The following is a 19,164-nucleotide window of genomic DNA, read 5'->3' on the forward strand; positions in this document are numbered from 1 at the left end:
GGGGAAAGTCGCGCGTGAAAGAATTGTCAGGCCGCGAGGACGACGCCGAGGGCGGTGGTGCCCGCGGTGGTGAGGGTCGCGGGGACGAGTTCGCCGAAGCGGCCGTGGGTGGCGGTGATCAGGCCGTCGTGGGTGAGCAGGTGTGCGGTGAACTGGTCGCAGCACGGCACGCCGTCGATGTAGAGGTCGGGCTCGCTGCCGCTGGCCAGGTGTCCCCGGCCCTCGGCGACCGCGCGCAGCATGGCGCGGGCCCGGTGGCTCAGCTGATCGGCAGGCTCACTCATGGTCTGTCATCCCCCTTGGCGGTGGAGTATCGGTCAACACCTCAGATGCTTGACCCCTTCACGGGGTTGCATCGGAATTGACCCCCACCGACGTTATTAACGTGACCTTATCGTGAGATAAGAGGAGGCAACCCGGCCGCTGGATACCACGTGACCGGTGGTGAACGGTCGCGTGCGGGGTGCGATCAGGTTGACGAGCGCTGCACCAGCTCCGTCGGCAGCAGCACCGACGGCGGCAGGACCTGTTCACCCGCGAGCTGCGCCAGCAGGTGCCAGGTGGTGGTGCGGCCCAACTCCTCGACGTCCTGGCGGACCGTGGTCAGTTGGGGGGCGGTGGTGGTGGCCAGGACGGAGTCGTCGAAGCCGACCAGGGCCAGGTCGTCGGGGACCCGCTTGCCGCGTTCGGCGAGGGTGCGCAGGGCGCCGACGGCGATGATGTCGGCCGCGGCGAAGACGCCGTCGGTGTCGGGGTAGCGGTCGAGCAGTTCGGCCATCGCGCGGGCGCCGCCGTCGACGCTGAAGTCGGAGTAGGCGATGCGGTCGGCCGGTTCGACCATCCCCGCCTGCCACCCGTTGAGCCGGTCGACGCCGGCCGCCATGTCCTGCGGGCCCGCGATGGTCGCGATCCTGCGCCTGCCGGAGCTGACCAGGTGCCGCGCCGCGGTGACCGCGCCGGTGAAGTTGTCGGAGTCGACGTAGGGGACCTTGACCTCACCGAGCGGTCGCCCGACGAGCACCACGGGTAAGCCCGCTTCGACGAGGCGGGCGGGCAGCGGGTCGCCGCGGTGCAGGCTGACCACGACGGCACCGTCCACGTGGCCGCCGCACAGGTAGGCCTCCAGGGCGCCGTCGTCGCGGTCCTGGTCCATCAGCAGCACCAGTTGCCTGCGGCTGCCCGCCATCCCGGCGTAGACGCCGCGCAGGATCTTGGCGAAGAACGGGTCGCTGAACACCCGGTCGCCGCGTTCGGACACCACCAGCGCGATCGAGTTGGTGCGCCGGGTGACCAGGTTGCGGGCGGCCTGGTTGGGCACGTACCGCAGTTCGGCGATGGCCCGGTCCACCGCCAGCTTCGCCCGCTTGCTCACCCCGGGCAGGTTGTTGATCACCCGCGACACCGTCGACCGGGACACCCCGGCCGCCCGCGCGACCGCCTCCAACGTCGGGGCCTGCGATCCTCGCATCCTCACTCCGATCAGTGCCCCACCCGTCCTGGTCAGCGGCGGTGCCGGTCCTGGGCTTTGTTGGCCAGGCCGAACAGGATCCGCTGCATCACGTCGTCACCGTCATCCGGGAGCGGGTCGCGCGCCGCCTCGATCGCCGCCGCGGGCGAGGGCCTGCGCTGCCGCCGGGGTAGCGGCACCGAGGACGCGCTCATGCCGCCCGGCAACGGGAGGCTCGCCCACAGCAGATAACGCCCGACCCCCAATTCGGTGACGCCCACCCGGGGGCCGTCCGGAATGGCCGGGGTGCGCACCACCCTGGGGGTCTCGATCTCGATGACCAGGTCCGGACCGGCGACCCTGATCCGCGCGGTGAGCATGCCCGGGTTGCTCGGGTCCGCGGCACCGACGACGGCTTGGGCCAGCGCCCGGCCCGCTTGCGCGGCGGCGTCGCGCATGGGGCGCAGGTTCCACTCGGTCGCCGAGAACCGCACGAACATCTCCGTGCACCCGACAGCGGTAGGCAGGGCGACCAGTTGCAGGTCGTCCATCTGTTCGGTCCGGTTGTTCATCGAGGCGTCCTTCCCGGTCCCCACGCGTGCGGAGATGGTGCCACGTCACCCATCGGTAGCGGCACCCCAGGTCGTCTCCTTTACGGAGAGTGCGCACAACCGGTCACGCGGTCACCCACCGCCGCGATCCCGGGCCCGCCAGGGGATGTGGGCCCGACTCCGCGCGTCAGCTCATCGACGACCGTACCGACAAGATCGGCCGGACTCCACGCTGTCCGCCCGCGACACCCCGAACGGCCGCGCGGATTCGTCGGCGCGGTCCGGTCTCGACACCGCCGTGAGACCTCGGGGGCGGCGGTTCCCGGCCCGGTGTCCCTTGCCCGGACCGGGAACCACCCCTCATCCCCGGGGCAGGTGGGCCCTCGGGTCGAGCGAGCCGGGGAACGGGCGGCCGCAGCCGAGTTCGTCGACGAAGCCCCAGTACCGGATCACCGCGCCGCGCGCGCACACCAGCCCGCCCTCGCCGAAGACCGGTGCCGCCTTCGCCGCCAGCGCCTTGGGAACCACGGTGTAGACGCCGTGGCCCAGGTGCGTCCGCTTGCCCGCCACCGGGTTCACCCCGCCGATCCGGCCGATCAGGGTCCGCGCCCTGGTGTCGTCGAACAGGGTGTTGACCTGGTCCACATAGGACTGGACGGAGAACGGGACGATGTCGCGGCGCCCGGTGAGCACGGTCCCGTCGTCGTGTTCGACGCCGCCGTCGCGCACGCAGGGGTAGACCGTCGACAGGTCGGGACGGTCCGGGATGCCCAGCCTGCCCAGGAACCCCTGCCGCACCCACGATCCGTACCGGGGCAGCACGGGGCTGTACGCGGTGTCCTGGCAGGTGTAGATCTTCCGGAGCTGAGCATCCGTCAGGTCTCGGTTGCCGCTCTCGTGCATGGCGTAGCTGATGGCCGTGGCCGGGATCTCCGGGTCTATCCGGACGCTGGAGATCTCGTCCAAGCGCCCGATGCCCGCGCCGCCGTTGTTGCCAGGCACAAGACCGTTGAGCTGGGCCAAGTAGCCCGGCACGCCATAGGGGATCAACTGGCTGGGCAGGGTCAGCTGCGCACCGTTGTTCTCCTCGATCGGCACGCCGTCAACGGTGTCCTGGATGCACGGGAATCGGGTCGTGAAATCGGGTCCGTCGTCGACGCCCCAGAACATCGACCGGATGAACTCGGTGCGGACGGTCGACCCGTAGCGCGGCAGCAGCGGCTTGTAGGGCGCGTTGGGGATCTGGCACTTGTATAGGGCGCCCAGGTACTGCGTGTGCAGGTCTTTCGGGACGATGGTGGTCTCGGCGGTCGCGTAGGTGATCGGGGCGAGGCCCATGGGGAAGTAGACGGCGTCCTCGGGGAGGGTGTTGTACGTCCCCGCCCGTGCAAATTGCAGGCAGCCGTCTTTGGCGGCGATGGTGTGGGTTCGCGGGACCACGCAGTTCGCGCGGGGAGTGATGGTGGGGCTACCGGTGGTGTCGTAGGACCCGATTATCTTGGTCCGGCTACGGGTAACCGCCTCGGAGAGGCCGTTGAACAGCCCTTCGGTCGCGGCGATCCCCGTCCCCGCCCACTCGCGGTAGGTCGGCGCGCCCACCGGGTCCGCCCCGGCGGCAGTGCTCGCCAGCAGAACCGCCGCCACCGCGACAAGAGCCGCCCTCTTCATGATCGCCTCCCCGGTCGGCCGCTCACGCTAGCGCCGTTACCAGGGGGTTTCCCGACGTGGGAAGAAGCTGCGCTGTTCACCGGACATACCACTGGCGCGTCCGGCCGCCCCACCACGGCAACCGGCGAAGGGCTACCCGTCGAGGGTCCTGCCCAACACGACCGCCCACTCGCCCAGGACCCGGCGCCTGCGCTTGGCGTCGTCGGTGAGCAGGTTGGCCAGGCCGAGCCCCCTGGCGAGGTCCAGGGTCGCCTGGACGACCTCCCGCACACCCGGGCGGGTCTCATCGGCCCCCAGGGCGAACACGGTCACCTGGTGCGCCTCGCGGCCAACCCTGGCCTCCAGCGGGACGACTTGGGCCAGCAACTGCTCGTCCGAGGCCGCCGCGACCCACAGCTGCAGGGCGGCCTTGAACAGCTTGCCCGCGTACATCTCACCGATCGCCTCGACCACGAACCGGGTGCGGTCCTGACCGGCGGGCAGGGTCGGCAGCGCGGAGCGCAGGAACGCCAACCGCTGGTCGGTCACGTAGCCGATGGCGGCGGTGAAGAGGTCCTCGCGGGTCGGGAAGTGGTGCTGCGCGGCGCCGCGGGAGACGCCCGCGCGTTCGGCGACCACGGCCACCGTGCTGCCGGTCCACCCGACCTCGGCGAGGCAGTCCACCGCGGCCTCCAGCAGCCGCTGCCGGGTGGCGCGGCTGCGGTCCTGGCGCGGTTCGCGACCCACCTCACCCACTGGCCCTCCTGCGCTAGTACGACTTGGGCAGCCCCAGGGTGAACTGCGCCACGAAGTTCAGGATCATCTCTCGGCTCACCGGGGCGATCCTGGTCAGCCGGGACGCCGCGACGAGCGCACCGAGACCGTACTCGCTGGCCAGACCGTTGCCGCCGTGGGTTTGCACGGCGGCGTCGACAGCCCGCACCACGGCCTCGCCCGCGGCGTACTTGGCCATGTTCGCCGCCTCGCCCGCGGCCATGTCGTCGCCCGCGTCGTAGAGCCAGGCCGCCTTCTGGGTCATCAGCTTGGCCAGGTCCAGTTCGATCCTGGCCTGGGCCAACGGGTGCGCGACGGCCTGGTGGGCGCCGATGGGCTGCTTCCAGACCTGCCGGGTCTTGGCGTACTCGACGGCCTTGTCCAGCGCGAAGCGGCCCATGCCGACGGCGAAGGACGCCGCCATGATCCGCTCCGGGTTCAGCCCCGCGAACAGCTGCATCAGCGCGGCGTCCTCGGACCCCACCAGGGCGTCCGACGGCAGCCGCACGTCGTCGAGGAACAGGCTGAACTGGTGGTCGGGGGAGACGATGTCCATCTCGATGCGCTGGTAGGTGAACCCAGGGGCATCGGTCGGCACGATGAACAGGACCGGCTTGAGGTTGCCGGTCTTGGCGTCCTCGGTACGGCTGACCACCAGCACGGCCTGCGATTCGTCAACGCACGAGATGTAGACCTTGCTGCCGGTGAGGAGCCACTCGTCCCCGTCGCGGCGGGCGGTGGTGGTGATGCGGTGGGAGTTGGACCCCGCGTCCGGTTCGGTGATGGCGAAGGCCATCCGCACGGTGCCGTCCGCGAATCCCGGTAACCACCGACGTTTCTGCTCCTCGGTGCCGTACCGGGCGATGATCGTGGCGCAGATGGCGGGCGATACGACCATCTGCAGCAGGGAAGCGCCTACGGCCGCGAGCTCCTCGCACACGGCGGCGAGATCACCGATGCCGCCTCCCCCACCGCCGAACTCCTCGGGCACGTTGACGCCCAGGTACCCGAGCGCGCCCGCCTCGTTCCACAGCTCGGTGGTGTGACCGCCCGACCGCGCCGCCTTGAGCACGTACTCGTGCCCGTACTTGCGGCCCAGGTCCCCGACCGCCTTGCGCAGCGCCTGCCGTTCCTCGGACTCGACGAAACTCACGACCCCTCCTCCACGACGGCCAGAACCCGACCCACGTCAACCTGGTCACCCGGGGCCACCGGCAGTTCGGTGACAACACCGGCCACCGGCGAGACCACCCGGTGTTCCATCTTCATCGCCTCCAGCCACAGCAGCGGCTGCCCGGCGGCCACCTGGTCCCCCGCGGCGACGGCGACCCGCACCACCGTGCCCGGCATCGGCGCCAGCAGCGACCCGGCCGCCACGCGCGTCGCCGGGTCGGGGAACCGCTCCGGCACCTCGAACGCGGCGGAACCCGCCGCTGTATCCACAAAGGACCAACCGGGTGCGCGGGCGACGGCGAAACTGTGCCGCACGCCGCCGACTGATAGTCGAACGAGATCGGGACGAGCCTCGACGAGGTGCACTCCGTCGAACCCGACCAGCTCGCCGCGGTCGACCCGGTAGTGGACCTCGTGCTCGCCGAACACCTTGACCTGCGGCTGCGAGGCGACGTTGCGCCACCCGCTCGGCAACCTGCCCAGCACACGCGCGCTCGCCCGGTTCGCCGCAGCGTCGGCGAGGGCCGCAGCGAGTGCGGCGAGTGCCTCGGCGTCGGGATCGAGCAGAGGCGCGGTGAGGTCGTGACGCGTCAGGAACGCGGTGTCGGTGTCGCCCGCGAGGAACGCGTCGTGGCGCAGTACCTGGACAAGCAGGTCGCGGTTGGTTCGCACCCCATGCACGCGCGCACGCGTAAGAGCTCCGGCGAGCACGCGGGCGGCGGTAGTCCTATTAGGAGCCCAAGCGATGACCTTGGCGAGCATGGGGTCGTAGTGCACGCCAACAACTGAGCCGGTCTCAACTCCAGAGTCGACGCGGACGTCCTCGGTCGGGATCTCGAACCTGTGCAGGGTTCCCGTTTGCGGACGCCAGTCGTTGGCGGGGTCTTCGGCATAGAGGCGGACTTCGATGGCGTGGCCGGTTGACGCAGGGGGCTCGCTGGGCAGGCGGGCACCTTCGGCGATGGTGAGTTGGAGGTGGACGAGATCCAGGCCGGTGACCATCTCGGTGACGGGGTGCTCAACCTGCAGGCGGGTGTTCATCTCGAGGAAGTAGAACCGGCCGGAGTCGTCCGCGAGGAACTCGACCGTGCCCGCCCCGGTGTACCCAACGGCCTTCGCGGCGGCCTTCGCGGCGTCGAACAGCCTTTCGCGCATTCCACCGATGCGCTCGACGAGCGGTGAGGGGGCCTCCTCGACGACCTTCTGGTGCCTGCGCTGGATGGAGCACTCGCGCTCGCCGACCGCCCAGACGGTGCCGTGCTGGTCGGCCATGATCTGCACCTCGACGTGGTGCCCGGTCTCCAGGTAGGGCTCGCAGAACACGGTGGCGTCGCCGAAGGCGGACAGTGCTTCCGAGCTCGCCGTGGCCAACTCGGCGTCCAGGTCCGCCAGGTCGCGGACGACCCGCATCCCGCGGCCACCGCCCCCGGCCGACGCCTTGATCAGCACCGGCAGGTCGGCCTCGGTCACCGGGTCGACCGCGGTCAGCACCGGCACGCCTGCCGCCTCGACCAGCCGCTTGGACTCGATCTTGGAGCCCATCCGCTCGATGACCTCCGGCGCGGGTCCGACCCAGGTCAACCCGGCGTCGAGGACGGCACGGGCGAACCCGGCGTTCTCCGAGAGGAACCCGTAACCCGGGTGCACGGCGTCGGCACCGGCGTCGAGCGCGGCCTGGACCAGCAGGTCGGCGCGCAGGTAAGTGTCCGAGGGGGCGGCGCCGGGCAGCCGGACGGCGGTGTCGGCCTCGATGACGTGCGGGGACTCGGCGTCCGGGTCGGAGTGCACGGCGACGGTGGTCAGGCCGAGCGTGCGAGCGGTGCGGAACACGCGACGGGCGATCTCGCCGCGGTTGGCGACCAGGAGGGAGCGGATCACGGCGCTCACATCCGGAAGACGCCGAAGCCGGTGGCGCCCTCGACCGGTCCGGAGTGGATGGCCGACAGGCACAGGCCCAGCACGGTTCGGGTGTCGCGCGGGTCGATGATGCCGTCGTCGTAGAGCATCCCGGACAGGAACATCGGCAGCGACTCCGCCTCGACCTGCCCCTCGACCATGGCGCGCATCGCGGCGTCGTGCTCCTCGTTGTAGGGCTGGCCACGGCGTTCGGCGCCTTGGCGCATGACGATGGACAGCACCCCGGCGAGCTGCGCGGGCCCCATCACGGCGGACTTGGCGCTGGGCCAGGCGAACAGGAAGCGGGGGTCGTAGGCGCGGCCGCACATGCCATAGTGGCCAGCGCCGTAAGAGGCACCAACCAGCACAGACAGGTGCGGCACCCGCGAGTTGGACACCGCGTTGATCATCATCGCGCCGTGCTTGATGATGCCGCCCTGCTCGTACTCCTTGCCGACCATGTAGCCGGTGGTGTTGTGCAGGAACAACAGCGGCGTGTCGGTCTGGTTGGCCAACTGGATGAACTGGGTGGCCTTCTGCGCCTCTTCGCTGAAGAGGACACCGCTGGCGTTGGCGAGGATGCCGATCGGGTAGCCGTGCAGCTGGGCCCACCCCGTGACCAGGCTGGTGCCGTAGAGGGGTTTGACCTCGTCGAAGTCAGAGCCGTCAACCACCCGGGCGATGACCTCGCGCGGGTCGAACGGGACCTTGAGGTCGGTCGGCACGATGCCGAGCAGCTCCTCGGGGTCGTGCACCGGCTCGGCGTAGTCGGCCGCGGGGGTGGGCCCCTGCTTGCGCCAGTTCAGCCGGGCCACGACACGGCGGCCCAGGCGGATCGCGTCCCGCTCGTCCTCGGCGAGGTGGTCGGCCAGACCGGACACCCTCGCGTGCATCTCGGCCCCACCCAGCGACTCGTCGTCCGCGTCCTCCCCGGTCGCCATCTTGACCAGGGGCGGACCGCCGAGGAACACCTTGGCCCGCTCGCGCACCATCACCACGTGGTCGGACATCCCCGGCAGGTAGGCGCCACCCGCGGTCGAGTTGCCGAACACCAGGGCGACGGTCGGGATCTTCGCCGCGGACTGGCGGGTGAGGTCGCGGAAGGTCCGCCCGCCGGGGATGAAGATCTCCTTCTGGGTCGGCAGGTCAGCCCCACCGGACTCCACGAGGTTGATGGTCGGCAACCGGTTCTGCGCGGCGATGTCGGCGGCCCTGAACCCCTTGCGCATGCCCCACGGATTGATCGCCCCACCCTTGACCGTCGGGTCGTTGGCGTTGACCAGGCACTCGACCCCCTCGACCACCCCGATCCCGGTCACCAGACTCCCCCCGACGGCGAAGTCGGTGCCCCAGGCCGCCAGCGGCGACAACTCGAGGAACGGCGAATCGGGGTCCAGCAGCAACTCGACGCGCTCCCGCGCGGTCAACTTCCCCCGCTCGCGGTGCCGGGCCAGGTACTTCGCCCCACCCCCGGCCACGGCCTTCGCCTGCTCAGCGCCGATCTCGTCGAGCTTGGCCAGCATGCCCTCGCGGTTCGCCTTGAAGTCGGCGGCACCGGGGTCGACCGAGGAGCGCAGCACTGTCACCACCCCACCGTGGCACGGGGGATCCCGCTTTTCAAGCATGCACGCTTGATTGTTTCCTGCGGGCGACCACGCGAACGAGAGCGCTCGGGTGCGGGCGGGACGAGCCCGCGCTGGCTTCGCCCTGACAGGTGTTCGCGCGCAGGTGCGCCGCGGCGTCGGCGACCTGCTCGCCGCCCGGTCGCTCGGCCTGCCCGCGGGGCAGGTTCGCGCACGTCTTCGAGGCGGCCGGGGACGTAGGCGGCCGCATGCGCACCTGCGCCGCCACCGAGATAATCGGGTGGGGCGACCACGCCCCGGAATCGGCCTGAGGCGTTCGCGCCCGCCGTGGGCGTGCGGGCGCGCAGCGGCGTCGGCGACCTACTCGCCACCCGGTCGCTCAACCCGCGCGCGGGGCAGGCCCGTGCACGTCTTCGAGGCGGCCGGGGACGTGGGCGGCCGCATACGCACCTGCGCCGCCACCGAGATAATCGGGTGCGGCGACCAGGCCAGGACGACCACGCCCCGGAATCGGCCTGAGGCGTTCGCGCGCGCCATGGGCGTGCGGGTGCACCGCGGCGTCTGCCTCGGCGACCTGCTCGCCACCCGGTCGCTCAGCCTGCGCGCACAGGACATGCCCGTGCACGCCTTCGAGTCGACCGAGGACGTCAACGGCCGCATACGCACCCTGCGCAGCCGCCGAAATGATCGGGTGCGGGCGGCCAGGCCGGACGACCACGCCCTGGTATCGGCCTGAGGTGTTCGCGCCGGCCGTGGGCATGCGGGCGCGCAGCGGCGTCGGCGACCTGCTCGCCACCCGGTCGCTCAGCCCGCGCGCGGGGCAGGTCCGCGCACGTCTTCGAGGCGGCCGGGGACGTCGGCGGCCGCATGCGCACCTGCGCCGCCGCCGAGATGATCGGGTGCGGGCGACCAGGCCCGGACGACCACGCCCCGGTATCGGCCTGAGGTGTTCGCGCGCCACAGGCGCGCAACTGCGCAGCGGCGTCGGCCCCGGCGATCTGCTCGCCGCCCGGTCACTCGGCCTGCGCGCGCGGGGCAAGTCCGGGCACGCCTTAGAGTCGACCGAGGATGTCGGCGGCCGCATGCGCACCTGCGCCGCCGCCGAGATGATCGGGTGCGGGCGGCCAGGCCGGGACGACTACGCCCCGGTATCGGCCTGAGGTGTTCGCGCGCCGTGGGCGTGCGGGCCGCGCAGGTGCGCAGCGGCGTCGACCTCGGCGACCTGCTCGCCGCCCGATCGCTCGGCCTGCGCGCGGGGCAGGTTCGCGCACGTCTTCGAGGCGGCCGGGGACGTCGGCGGGCGCATGCGGCACCCTGCGCCGCGGCGGGTAACTCGCCGACACCGACGCCGGGATGATCGGCCTCGCGGGCGGGCCGGGACGACCACGCACCGGTATCGGCCTGAGGTGTTCGCGCGCGCCGTGGGCGTGCGGGTCACGCAGGTGCGCCGCGGCGTATCTGCTCGCCGCCCGGTTGCTCGGCCGTGCGTGCACGGGCAGGTCCGTGCACGCAGGCCGAGGATGTCAGCGGCCGCATGCGGCACCCTGCGCCGCGGCGGGTACCTCGCCGACACCGGCGCCGGGATGATCGGCCTCGGGTGCGGGCCGCCAGGCGTTCGCGCACCTCGGCGGCGAACCCGGCGAGGTGATGGCGGCCCCCGGTCGCGGCTCGACGTCGCGTCGGGCTTCACGCCGGGGTCGGTGAAGGTGTGGCAAGCCCAGCCGAGGGGTGGATCGCCGGGCCGCGCTAGTGGTCGTGGCTGGATCGGGGGCCGGGGAGCTGGTCCGCACGGGTCCAGGCCTCCAGGGCGCGCCGGTGGGGGCTGTCGGGGATTTGGGCGAGGTGGGCGTGGGCTCGGTCGACGTAGTGCTCGGCCAGGTCGGTGGCCTGGTGCACGGCGTCGATGAGGACTTGGCCCCGGTGTTGGGTGAGCAGGACCGGCAGGGTCGGGCGGCGGGCTACCGCGCCGGTGGGGTGGTCGCCGTGGGGGCGGTGGGGGGCCAGGTCCTCGCGGATCTGCAGGGCCATGCCCAGCGCCTCGCCGAACCCGGCCAGCGCCGCAGTGCGCTGCGGGGCCGCCCCCGCGAGCAGCGCTCCCACCCGGCAGGCCGCCGCGGTCATTGCCGCCGTCTTGTAGTGGGCCATCTCCAGGTAGGTCGACACCGGGATGTCGGCCTCTTGGGCCATCGCCAGCTCCAGCGCGACCCCTCGGCACGCCAAGCGGCCCGCGTCGGCCTGCACCCGCATCACCTCGACCAGCGTGTCCGCGGCGGCCCCCGAATCGGCCAGTGCCTCGAACCAGGTGAACAGCAGCGCGTTGGCGGTGGCGATGGCCGTCCCCTCGCCGAAGCGGCTGTGCACGGACACGCGGCCGCGGCGGACGCCGCTCTGGTCGATCAGGTCCTCGTGGATCAGGCCGCCGACGTGCGCGCACTCCATCCCGACGGCGGCGGGAACGGCGTCCTCGACGGCGCCGCCGAGGGCCAGGGCGCCGCGCACGAGCAGCAGCGGGCGCAGCAGCTTGCCCGGCGGGAGCATGGCGTACCTGGCGGCGGTGGAGATCGGGTCGTCACCGGCCCAGCGGGCCGCGATGGCCGCCCACAGCCGCTCGGTCAGCTCCGCGTCGGTGGTCACCGGTACCACCGGCCCGCCGTGTCCCGGTGCCAGACCCCGCCGCGGCCGAACGCGCGGTAGCCGGGCGGGGCGGCCCGCTGCGGGTCGCGCCGCGCCGGGGAAACGCGCTTGGTCTCGGCTGCCGCCGGGGGCGGGCAGAACACCTTGGGATCGGCCACGTCCTCGATGGTTCGACGACGACACCCGCTCGTCGAGTCGAACCACCCGATCGGGAGGGTTACCCGGTGAGGCCGAGCCGCTTGGCCGCCAGCAGGGTCATGATCTCGGTGGTCCCCCCGCCGATGGCGAGGATGCGCATGTCGCGGTACTGCCGCTCCACCTCGGACTCGCGCAGGTACCCCTGCCCGCCGTGCAGCTGGACCGCCTCCCTGGCCACCCACTCCCCCGTCTCGACGGCGGTGTTCTTGGCGAAGCAGACCTCGGCGACGACGTCCTCACCGGCGAGGTGCCTGGCGGCGACCGACCGGGTGTAGGTGCGGGCGACGTCGATGCGGCGGGCCATGTCGGTGAGGGTCATCTGGACCGACTGGCGGGAGATGAGCGGGCGACCGAACGTCTCGCGGTCGCGGCACCACTGGACGGTGAGGTCGTGGGCCCGCTGGGCGGCGGCGTAGGCCTGGACGGCGAGGGTCAGCCGCTCGGCGGCGAAGTTGACCGCGATCTGGATGAACCCGGCGTTCTCCGCGCCCACCAGGTTGACCACCGGAACCCTCACGTCCACAAAGGACAGCGAAGCGGTGTCGGAGCAGTGCCAACCCATCTTCTCCAGTGTTCTGTCCACAGTGAACCCCGGCGTGCCCGCTTCGACCACCAGCAGGGAGATACCGTGCGCGCCAGGGCCTCCGGTGCGCACGGCTGTGGTGACGAAGTCGGCTCGGGCGCCCGAGGTGATGAAGGTCTTGGCACCGTTGACGATGTAGTGGTCGCCGTCGCGGACGGCGGTGGTGCGGATGCTCGCGACGTCGGAGCCGCCGTCGGGTTCGGTGATGGCGAGGGCGCCGATCAGCTCACCCGCCAGGGTCGGCTGGACCCAGCGGTCGAACTGGTTGGCCTGAACCAGGTGCGGCAGGGCGATTCCGCAGGTCAACAGGCCCGCGATGAGGCCGCCAGAACCGCCCGCGTAGTGCATCTCCTCGACCACCACCATGGCGTCGATGAGGTCTCCGCCACCGCCACCCGCTTCCTCGGGGAAGGCGACGCCGAGCAGACCAATCTTGCCCGCCGCCCGGTGCAGCGAGCGCGGCAGCTCACCTTCGCGCTCCCAGGTGTCCAGGTGTGGCAACACTTCCTCGGCCATGAAGCGGCGAACCGTCGCCCTAAGCTCACGGCGCTCGGGGGTGTCGAACGGGTTCACAGGAGCTCCTCCGGGACCTCGACGTGCCGGGAGCGCAGCCACTCGCCTAGGGCTTTTGCCTGCGGGTCGAACCTGGTCGACGCGGCAACGCCCTGGCCGAGCAGGTCGTGGATGACGAAGTTGACGGCGTTGAGGTTGGGCAGCAGGTGGCGGTCGATGGCGAGCTCCGCGGTCTCGGGCAGCAGCTCGCGCAGTCGATCGGCGGTCAATTCCGTTGCCAGCCAAGGGAAAGCGTTCTGATCGCGCACCCACACACCGAGGTTCGCGTCGCCGCCCTTGTCGCCGGACCTGGCGCCGATGACTGTCCCAAGTGGAATCCGCCTGGTAGCCCCGAACGTGACTCGGGGCGCTTCGACCGCCCGTTGCCGCGACGGAGAGCCTGGGGTCCAGGGGATCGACTGGCGGGTGCCGTCGGGCAGGACCGCGACGTGGTCGACCGCCTCCGGGGGGATGTGCACCGGGCGGTAGACGCCGACCGGGGTGCCGTCGGAGGGCGGCGCGGTGAGGGTAAACCCGGGGTAGCTCGACAACGCCAACTCGACCGTGGCGCGGGAGAACGCCTTCGCGATCGCCGGGTCGGGGGTCCTGATCGTGCCGTGCAGCAGCGCGCTCGCGGTCTCCTCGGTGTCGGCGTCGGGGTGGTCGGTGCGGGCGAGGGTCCAGGAGACGCCTGCGAACCCGATCTGCCGCTTGACGAGCTCGGCCTTGCGCTCGATGTCGAGTCCACAGAGGACGAAGGTGGCGCTGTTGCGGAACCCGGCGAGGGTGTTCACGCAGACCTTGACCGTCTCCGGCGGCGGCGCACCCCGGACGCCGCTGATCCGGACGCGGTCGGGGCCGTCGTCGGTGAGGGTGATCGTGTCGAACCGGGTGGTCACGTCGGGGCCGAGGTAGTCGGCGCCCTGGATCTCGTAGAGCAGTTGCGCGGTCACGGTTTCCCGGGTGACCGCGCCGCCGGTGCCCGCGTGTTTGGTGATCACCGAGGAGCCGTCCGCGTGCACCTCGGCGATCGGGAACCCCGGCCGGGTGGCGTCGAGCTCGGTGAAGAAGGCGAAGTTGCCGCCGGTGGCCTGCGCGCCGCACTCCAGGACGTGCCCGGCGACCGTCGCCCCCGCCAGCCGGTCGAAGTCGTCGCGCGCCCACCCGAAGTGCGCCGCCGCAGGCCCGACGACCAGCGACGCGTCCGTCACCCGCCCGGTGACCACGACGTCCGCCCCCGCGGCCAGGCAGGCCGCGATCCCCCACCCACCGAGGTAGGCGTTGGCGGTGAGCGCGTCCGGGAACTCAGGCCCCCGAAGGTCATCACCCTCCACATGCGCCACCCGCACGTCGAGCCCGCGATCGGCGGCCAACGCCCGAACGGCGTCGGCGAGCCCGGCCGGGTTCAACCCACCCGCGTTGGTGACGATCTTGACGCCCCTGTCCACGGCCGTCACCAACGACCGCTCCAACTGCCGCAAGAACGTCCTGACATACCCACCCGACGGGTCCCCGAGCAACTGCCGCCCCAGGATCAACATGGTCAACTCAGCCAGGTAGTCCCCGGTGACGACGTCGAGCTCACCCCCCGTCACCATCTCGTCGAACGCGTCGAACCGATCCCCCCAGAACCCAGACGCGTTCCCGATGCGGATCATGCCCTGCTCCTCCCCGCCCCCGGCGGCCCAGCGAAGGCCTGCGCGATCCCCAACCACACCTCAGCATCCACACCCACCGCCACCAGCGCCGTGTCCGCCCGGTGGACCCGCTGCGTGACCAAACGGCAGAAGTCGAGGGCGGGGCCGCGAACGCGTTGGGCTGCGTCCGGAGGTCCCCAGGTCCACACGCCGTCCGGGCCGGTCAGTTCGATGTGGAACTCCTCCACAGGCACCGGACGGCCCCGGACCAGGTAGGCGAAGTTTCGGGTTCGGACGCCGAGGTGGGCTATGTGGCGGAGGCGGGGGGTGGGGGTTCGCCGGATGCCCAGGGCGTCGGTCACGTCGCCTGCGTGGGCCCAGGTTTCCATGATCCGGGCGGTGGCCATCGAGGTCGCGCTCATCGGGGGGCCGTACCAGGGGAGCTTGCCCGTGGCGCGGGACAGGGCGATGGCCAGGCGGTCTCGGGAGGTGCGCCAGCGGTGGAGCAACTCCGCAGGCGGGAGTGCGGCGCCCGCCTCCGCGGACTCGTCGACGATGCCTGCGGTGAGCTGGCCCAACTCGGCGGTGAACGCGTCGGGGTCGGTCGCGGCGAGGAGGGCTCGGTCGTCGGTCCAGGTCAGGTGGGCTATCTGGTGGGCGACCGTCCAGCCGGGGGCGGGGGTTGGCGTGGTCCACGCGGCCGCGGGCAGGTCACCGACGGCGGCGTCCAGTTCGGCGCCCTCGGCCCGCAGGTCGGCGAGCAGGGCGGACAGGTCGATCACCACCCCACGGTGACACGGGCGACCCACCTTTTCAAGCATTCATGCTTGATTGTTTCGCTGGCCGCGGTGACCGCGTGGATCAGCCGATCGGGTGGCCCTGACCGCCTGGCGTTCGCCTGGGCGACGGCAACCGGACACCCGGTGTCGCCAGGATGGCGGTATGTCGGTTCGGGAGACCAGGCGCGCGGAGCGCGGGGAGCGGTTCGCCGCGCTGATGGCGGCGGTGGTGCGGCGGCTGCCGTTCGGGTTGTCCCGGGTGGTGCCGCCGAGCCTGCTCGGGTTCGCGGTGATCAACGGGTTCACCTTCGGCGTGGACCTGGCGCTGTTGACCGTCATGCGCAGCGGGTTCGGCTGGCCGCTGCCGGTGAGCATCACGATCGGGTACATCGCGGCGTTCGGGCTGAGCTTCGTGCTGAACCGGGCGCTCAACTTCCGCTCGCACGCCGATGTGGGGCCGCAGGTCGGCAAGTACGTCGTGGTGGTGACGATCAACTACCTCGCCTGGATCCTCGGGGTCGGCAGCGGGCTGGCCGCGCTCGGCGTCGACTACCACTTGGCCCGCCTCGCCGCGGGGGCGTGCGAGGCGGTCTACATGTACGTGTGCATGCGGTGGATCGTCTTCCGCGAGAAGCCCTAAGAGCGCAGATCACCTCGCTCGCGCTGCCACGACGAGACCGCCTCTAGGCCCGCATCCAACTCCTCGCCGAGCATCGCCACACGGTTGTCGACCACCTCTTGCCCCAAGAGGGCCACCGCGAGCTTGGATGTCGTTAGGCGTTGCAAGGCCTCCCACGGCGTCCGCGCCAGGTCGCCGACCAACTTGTTCTCGGGCGGCGGCGCCAAACGTTCCTCTACACCGGAAACACCAGCAGCGATCAAGGCGGCGACTACAAGGTGCACCTGGGCGTCCGCGCCCGCGAACCGGGCCTCCATCCGCAGCGACGGCCCATGCCCAGCGAGCCGGACGGCGGCAGTGCGGTCATCACTCCCCCACCGCAGCGAGCGGGGCGAGAACGGTGACGTGCGAAGGCGGACGTAAGAGTTCCAGGTAGGCGCCCAGAACGCGGTCAGGTCCGGTGCTGCGCGCAGGACACCCGCGAGGAAGTGGCCGAAGAGGGTCGACACCTGCCCTGGCTTCGCCCCCGCCACCAGCGACACACCGGACGGGTCCGATATGGACAGGTGCACATGGCAAGACCCACCGGTGCCGGAGGACTCCGCCGCCAAGTACCCCGCGCGGACACCGTGCTCAGCAGCGACCCGACGGACTACGAGTTGGTGCAGCATCGCGTCGTCGCACGCAGCCAAGGCGTCTCGATGTCGCTGCACAACCTCGTACTGGCCGGGGTGGCACTCGCCGCGCGCGGACTCCACACCCAACCCGAGGTCGTATAGCGCCGACCGAACGTCCTTAAGGAGGCCGGAGAGTGGCGATAGGCCACCGACCGCGTAGTCGAGGCCTCCTCCTGTAAGAGGAACTCCCTCGGGCGTAGTGAAGGTGACCTCGTGCTCGATGCCGACCGACGGGACGAGCCCCAGTTTCTCGGCCATCACGACCTGGTCGCGCAGGGTCGACCGCGGCGCCTCGGGGATCGACCGGCCGTCCGGCCACTCGACGTCGCACACCACCAGCCACGTGTCCGGGCCGTCGGGGGTGAGCGTGGCGAGGTCGGGCCGGATGCGCAGGTCGCCGTAGCCGCCGAGGAACTGGTCGACGGCCGGGGCGTTGACCGCCTGGCGGGCCGGGTTCCAGCCGAAGACGTAGGCGCACATGCCGTAGCCGCCGGTCAGGACGCTGTCGACGAAGAAGTCCGCCGCCAGCTCCACCGAGGCGAACCGGGCGTGCGGGTCGGGCACCAGGCACACGACCCGGCGCACCGACCCGGCGGCGACGGCGCCGCGCAGCGCCCCGGACAGCGCCGAGGCGGCCTGGGCGCGCTCGGCCAGGGTCCGGGGGCCGACCGGCCTGCGGTGCTCGACGCTCACCAGGCACCGTCCGGGTCGGGGGCGGCCAGCGGGTTGAGCGCGCGGCCGAACCGCACGTCGAACTCGTCGTCGCGGTCGACCTTGTCGAAGCCCTGCCCGGCGAGGTGCTCGCGGTTGAGGCAGACCCGCTCCACGTCCGGGGCGAACAACCGGCAGGCGTCGAAGCGCGCCGCGGTCTCCGAGTGCCCGTCGCGGTAGGCGGAGACGATCTCCCGCACCAGCGCCCACAGCCGCGGCCTGGCGAAGCCGAGCTCCTCGTCCAGGATCTCGGCGAGGAAGCGCAGCTGACCGGCGAACACCGAGCTGAACAGGGACTGGGCCAGCAGGTGCGCGGGCCAGCGCAGCATGTCGGCACGGGCGGCCTGCCCGAGCCGGTCGTAGCCGGGCAGCGGCTCGTCGAGCAGGTCGACGCCCTGGGCGAAGTCCTTGATGGCCACGTGCTTGGGTGCGCCCCGCTCGCCGACGACCAGGATCAGGTTCTGCCCGTGCGGGCAGAAGCCGACGCCGTGGGCGAGCAGCCAGTGCAGCAGCGGGGTGAGCAGGATGTCGAGCAGCCCGCGCACCCAGTCCTCGGTGGACAGACCGGACCCGGTGATCAGGTGCGCGATCACCGAGACGCCGTCGGCACCGCGGTAGGGCAGGGCGGCGAAGGAGATCGCCCGCTCCCCGTCGGCGAGCCGGGTGCGGATCGGCTCCCGCCACAGCGCGCCGAGGGTCTCGTGGAACCGGTAGGGCAGCTCGTCGACCGCGCCGAAGAGCGGGTGGCGCACCGAGACGCTGGCGACCTCGCCGAGCAGGTCGAACCGGTAGCGGTCGCGCAGCAGCTCGTCGCCCTCGTGCACCCCGCGCAGCCAGGTCGTCACCTCGGGGGCGGCCAGCGTCGCCGCGGCCGCCAAACCCCGGTACACCAGGGTGTTGCGCACTGACACCGCGGTCTTGACGTCGAGCCTGCTGGGGTGCGACGCGTTGGCCAGCGTGCGGACGGTCTGGTGCGGGCGGTAGCGGTCGGTGCTCTCGCCGACCGCGACGACGGCCCCGGTGGCCAGTTCCTTGGCGTAGAGGGTGCCGATGACCTCGTCGAGCTGCCAGGGGTGGACCGGCATCAGGACGTAGTCGGCGGGGTTGGCCAGCTTGGCGCGGAAGGAGGCGAGTTTGTCGGCGCCGAGCTCGGCGGTGAGCAGCTTCTCCTCGGTGAGCGTGCCGACGCAGGCGAAGGTGGCGTGGTCGCGGTGCACGGCCAGCCAGGGCAGCGCGAACCCGGCGCCGGACTCGGGGGCGTACTTGGCCCTGTCGTGCGCGGAGAACCCGACCCGCCCCTTGTTGAGCACCAGCCTGGGGTGGCCGGTGAGGTGCCCGTCGGCCTCGTCGTAGTCCAAGGTGGACAGTTCGGCTGCGGTGGGCGCGTGGCCGAGGCGGGCGGCCTCGTTGGTGACGGTGGCGGTCAGCTCGGCGAGCACGTCGGCCAGCCGCAGCCCGGTCAGGCCCAGCTCAGCGCGGGCGTCGACGACGAGGGTGCGCGGGTCGTCGACCGGTTCGCCGTCGCGGGTGGCGCTGCCGGGGCGCACCGCCCACGACTCGAACGCGCCCCGGCGCGCCTGGAACCGGTAGCCGACCTCGCCCAGGCGCAGCAGCCACCAACCGGGGCCGTCCGGTTCGGGCCGCAGCAGGCCCTCGTAGCTCAACTCCCCCAGCATCTTGTGCGTCACCAGTGCTCCGGCGTC

Annotated in this window: 20 protein-coding genes; 4 read left to right on the forward strand and 16 right to left on the reverse strand. The window is 71.7% G+C overall.

Features of this window, described 5'->3' with window-relative positions; translation table 11 throughout:
* Nucleotides 1-26 precede the first annotated feature (26 nt).
* The 8 genes from JOD54_RS31905 to JOD54_RS31940 form a co-directional block, all read right to left on the reverse strand.
* On the reverse strand, nucleotides 27-284 hold the full coding sequence (locus tag JOD54_RS31905) for a hypothetical protein (protein ID WP_204455643.1): 258 nt from the start codon (nucleotides 282-284) through the stop codon (nucleotides 27-29).
* A 185-nt stretch (nucleotides 285-469) separates the two neighbouring features.
* The gene (locus JOD54_RS31910) at nucleotides 470-1,468 is read right to left on the reverse strand and encodes a LacI family DNA-binding transcriptional regulator (RefSeq protein WP_204455644.1); all 999 of its coding nucleotides are present in this window, start codon (nucleotides 1,466-1,468) and stop codon (nucleotides 470-472) included.
* 32 nt (nucleotides 1,469-1,500) lie between these two features.
* Nucleotides 1,501-2,019 (reverse strand): ATP-binding protein, encoded by a 519-nt coding sequence (locus JOD54_RS31915; RefSeq protein WP_204455645.1) that lies wholly within the window; start codon nucleotides 2,017-2,019, stop codon nucleotides 1,501-1,503.
* Between the two features lie 339 nt (nucleotides 2,020-2,358).
* Nucleotides 2,359-3,666, reverse strand: a complete 1,308-nt coding sequence (locus JOD54_RS31920) for a hypothetical protein (protein WP_204455646.1) — start codon at nucleotides 3,664-3,666, stop codon at nucleotides 2,359-2,361.
* Between the two features lie 132 nt (nucleotides 3,667-3,798).
* Nucleotides 3,799-4,392, reverse strand: coding sequence for a TetR/AcrR family transcriptional regulator (locus JOD54_RS31925; protein ID WP_204456913.1), 594 nt, complete (start codon nucleotides 4,390-4,392; stop codon nucleotides 3,799-3,801).
* A gap of 22 nt (nucleotides 4,393-4,414) precedes the next feature.
* The gene (locus JOD54_RS31930; RefSeq protein WP_204455647.1) at nucleotides 4,415-5,572 is read right to left on the reverse strand and encodes an acyl-CoA dehydrogenase family protein; all 1,158 of its coding nucleotides are present in this window, start codon (nucleotides 5,570-5,572) and stop codon (nucleotides 4,415-4,417) included.
* A complete protein-coding gene (locus JOD54_RS31935) occupies nucleotides 5,569-7,470 on the reverse strand; it encodes an acetyl/propionyl/methylcrotonyl-CoA carboxylase subunit alpha (protein ID WP_204455648.1) in 1,902 nt (633 codons plus the stop codon). Before JOD54_RS31935 ends, JOD54_RS31930 begins: the two co-directional genes overlap by 4 nt.
* A gap of 5 nt (nucleotides 7,471-7,475) precedes the next feature.
* Complete coding sequence (locus JOD54_RS31940; RefSeq protein ID WP_204455649.1) at nucleotides 7,476-9,074, reverse strand: acyl-CoA carboxylase subunit beta; 1,599 nt, start codon at nucleotides 9,072-9,074, stop codon at nucleotides 7,476-7,478.
* Nucleotides 9,075-9,202: 128 nt separating this feature from the next.
* On the opposite strand from JOD54_RS31940, the gene JOD54_RS31945 reads away from it, so the two are divergent.
* From JOD54_RS31945 to JOD54_RS31955, 3 genes are all read left to right on the forward strand, one after another.
* Nucleotides 9,203-9,382 carry a hypothetical protein gene (locus JOD54_RS31945; protein ID WP_204455650.1) on the forward strand — a complete coding sequence of 60 codons (180 nt, stop codon included), beginning with the start codon at nucleotides 9,203-9,205 and terminating at the stop codon, nucleotides 9,380-9,382.
* A 92-nt stretch (nucleotides 9,383-9,474) separates the two neighbouring features.
* Nucleotides 9,475-9,807, forward strand: coding sequence for a hypothetical protein (locus tag JOD54_RS31950; RefSeq protein ID WP_204455651.1), 333 nt, complete (start codon nucleotides 9,475-9,477; stop codon nucleotides 9,805-9,807).
* Nucleotide 9,808: 1 nt separating this feature from the next.
* Nucleotides 9,809-10,231, forward strand: a complete 423-nt coding sequence (locus JOD54_RS31955) for a hypothetical protein (protein WP_204455652.1) — start codon at nucleotides 9,809-9,811, stop codon at nucleotides 10,229-10,231.
* On the opposite strand, the gene JOD54_RS31960 is transcribed toward JOD54_RS31955, so the two are convergent.
* The 6 genes from JOD54_RS31960 to JOD54_RS31985 all read right to left on the reverse strand — a co-directional run bounded on the left by JOD54_RS31960 (nucleotide 10,210) and on the right by JOD54_RS31985 (nucleotide 15,457).
* Nucleotides 10,210-10,377, reverse strand: a complete 168-nt coding sequence (locus tag JOD54_RS31960) for a hypothetical protein (RefSeq protein WP_204455653.1) — start codon at nucleotides 10,375-10,377, stop codon at nucleotides 10,210-10,212. The two genes, JOD54_RS31955 and JOD54_RS31960, sit on opposite strands and share 22 nt — an antisense overlap.
* A gap of 440 nt (nucleotides 10,378-10,817) precedes the next feature.
* Complete coding sequence (locus JOD54_RS31965; protein ID WP_204455654.1) at nucleotides 10,818-11,705, reverse strand: polyprenyl synthetase family protein; 888 nt, start codon at nucleotides 11,703-11,705, stop codon at nucleotides 10,818-10,820.
* On the reverse strand, nucleotides 11,702-11,863 hold the full coding sequence (locus JOD54_RS31970) for a hypothetical protein (RefSeq protein ID WP_204455655.1): 162 nt from the start codon (nucleotides 11,861-11,863) through the stop codon (nucleotides 11,702-11,704). The genes JOD54_RS31965 and JOD54_RS31970 overlap by 4 nt, the downstream gene beginning before the upstream one ends.
* A gap of 59 nt (nucleotides 11,864-11,922) precedes the next feature.
* Entirely contained in the window at nucleotides 11,923-13,059 is a 1,137-nt protein-coding gene (locus JOD54_RS31975) for an acyl-CoA dehydrogenase family protein (protein ID WP_307860447.1), read from the reverse strand.
* Nucleotides 13,056-14,696, reverse strand: a complete 1,641-nt coding sequence (locus JOD54_RS31980) for an acyclic terpene utilization AtuA family protein (protein ID WP_204455656.1) — start codon at nucleotides 14,694-14,696, stop codon at nucleotides 13,056-13,058. Before JOD54_RS31980 ends, JOD54_RS31975 begins: the two co-directional genes overlap by 4 nt.
* Complete coding sequence (locus JOD54_RS31985) at nucleotides 14,693-15,457, reverse strand: TIGR03084 family metal-binding protein (RefSeq protein WP_204455657.1); 765 nt, start codon at nucleotides 15,455-15,457, stop codon at nucleotides 14,693-14,695. Before JOD54_RS31985 ends, JOD54_RS31980 begins: the two co-directional genes overlap by 4 nt.
* A 160-nt stretch (nucleotides 15,458-15,617) precedes the next feature.
* On the opposite strand from JOD54_RS31985, the gene JOD54_RS31990 reads away from it, so the two are divergent.
* Complete coding sequence (locus tag JOD54_RS31990) at nucleotides 15,618-16,094, forward strand: GtrA family protein (protein ID WP_204455658.1); 477 nt, start codon at nucleotides 15,618-15,620, stop codon at nucleotides 16,092-16,094.
* Here the strand turns inward: JOD54_RS31990 and JOD54_RS31995 are convergent.
* A complete protein-coding gene (locus JOD54_RS31995) occupies nucleotides 16,091-17,443 on the reverse strand; it encodes a type I glutamate--ammonia ligase (protein ID WP_204455659.1) in 1,353 nt (450 codons plus the stop codon). The two genes, JOD54_RS31990 and JOD54_RS31995, sit on opposite strands and share 4 nt — an antisense overlap.
* Nucleotides 17,440-19,137 (reverse strand): IucA/IucC family protein, encoded by a 1,698-nt coding sequence (locus JOD54_RS32000; protein WP_204456918.1) that lies wholly within the window; start codon nucleotides 19,135-19,137, stop codon nucleotides 17,440-17,442. The genes JOD54_RS31995 and JOD54_RS32000 overlap by 4 nt, the downstream gene beginning before the upstream one ends.
* Nucleotides 19,138-19,164 lie beyond the last annotated feature (27 nt).

Source organism: Actinokineospora baliensis (assembly GCF_016907695.1).
GTDB classification, from domain to species: domain Bacteria; phylum Actinomycetota; class Actinomycetes; order Mycobacteriales; family Pseudonocardiaceae; genus Actinokineospora; species Actinokineospora baliensis.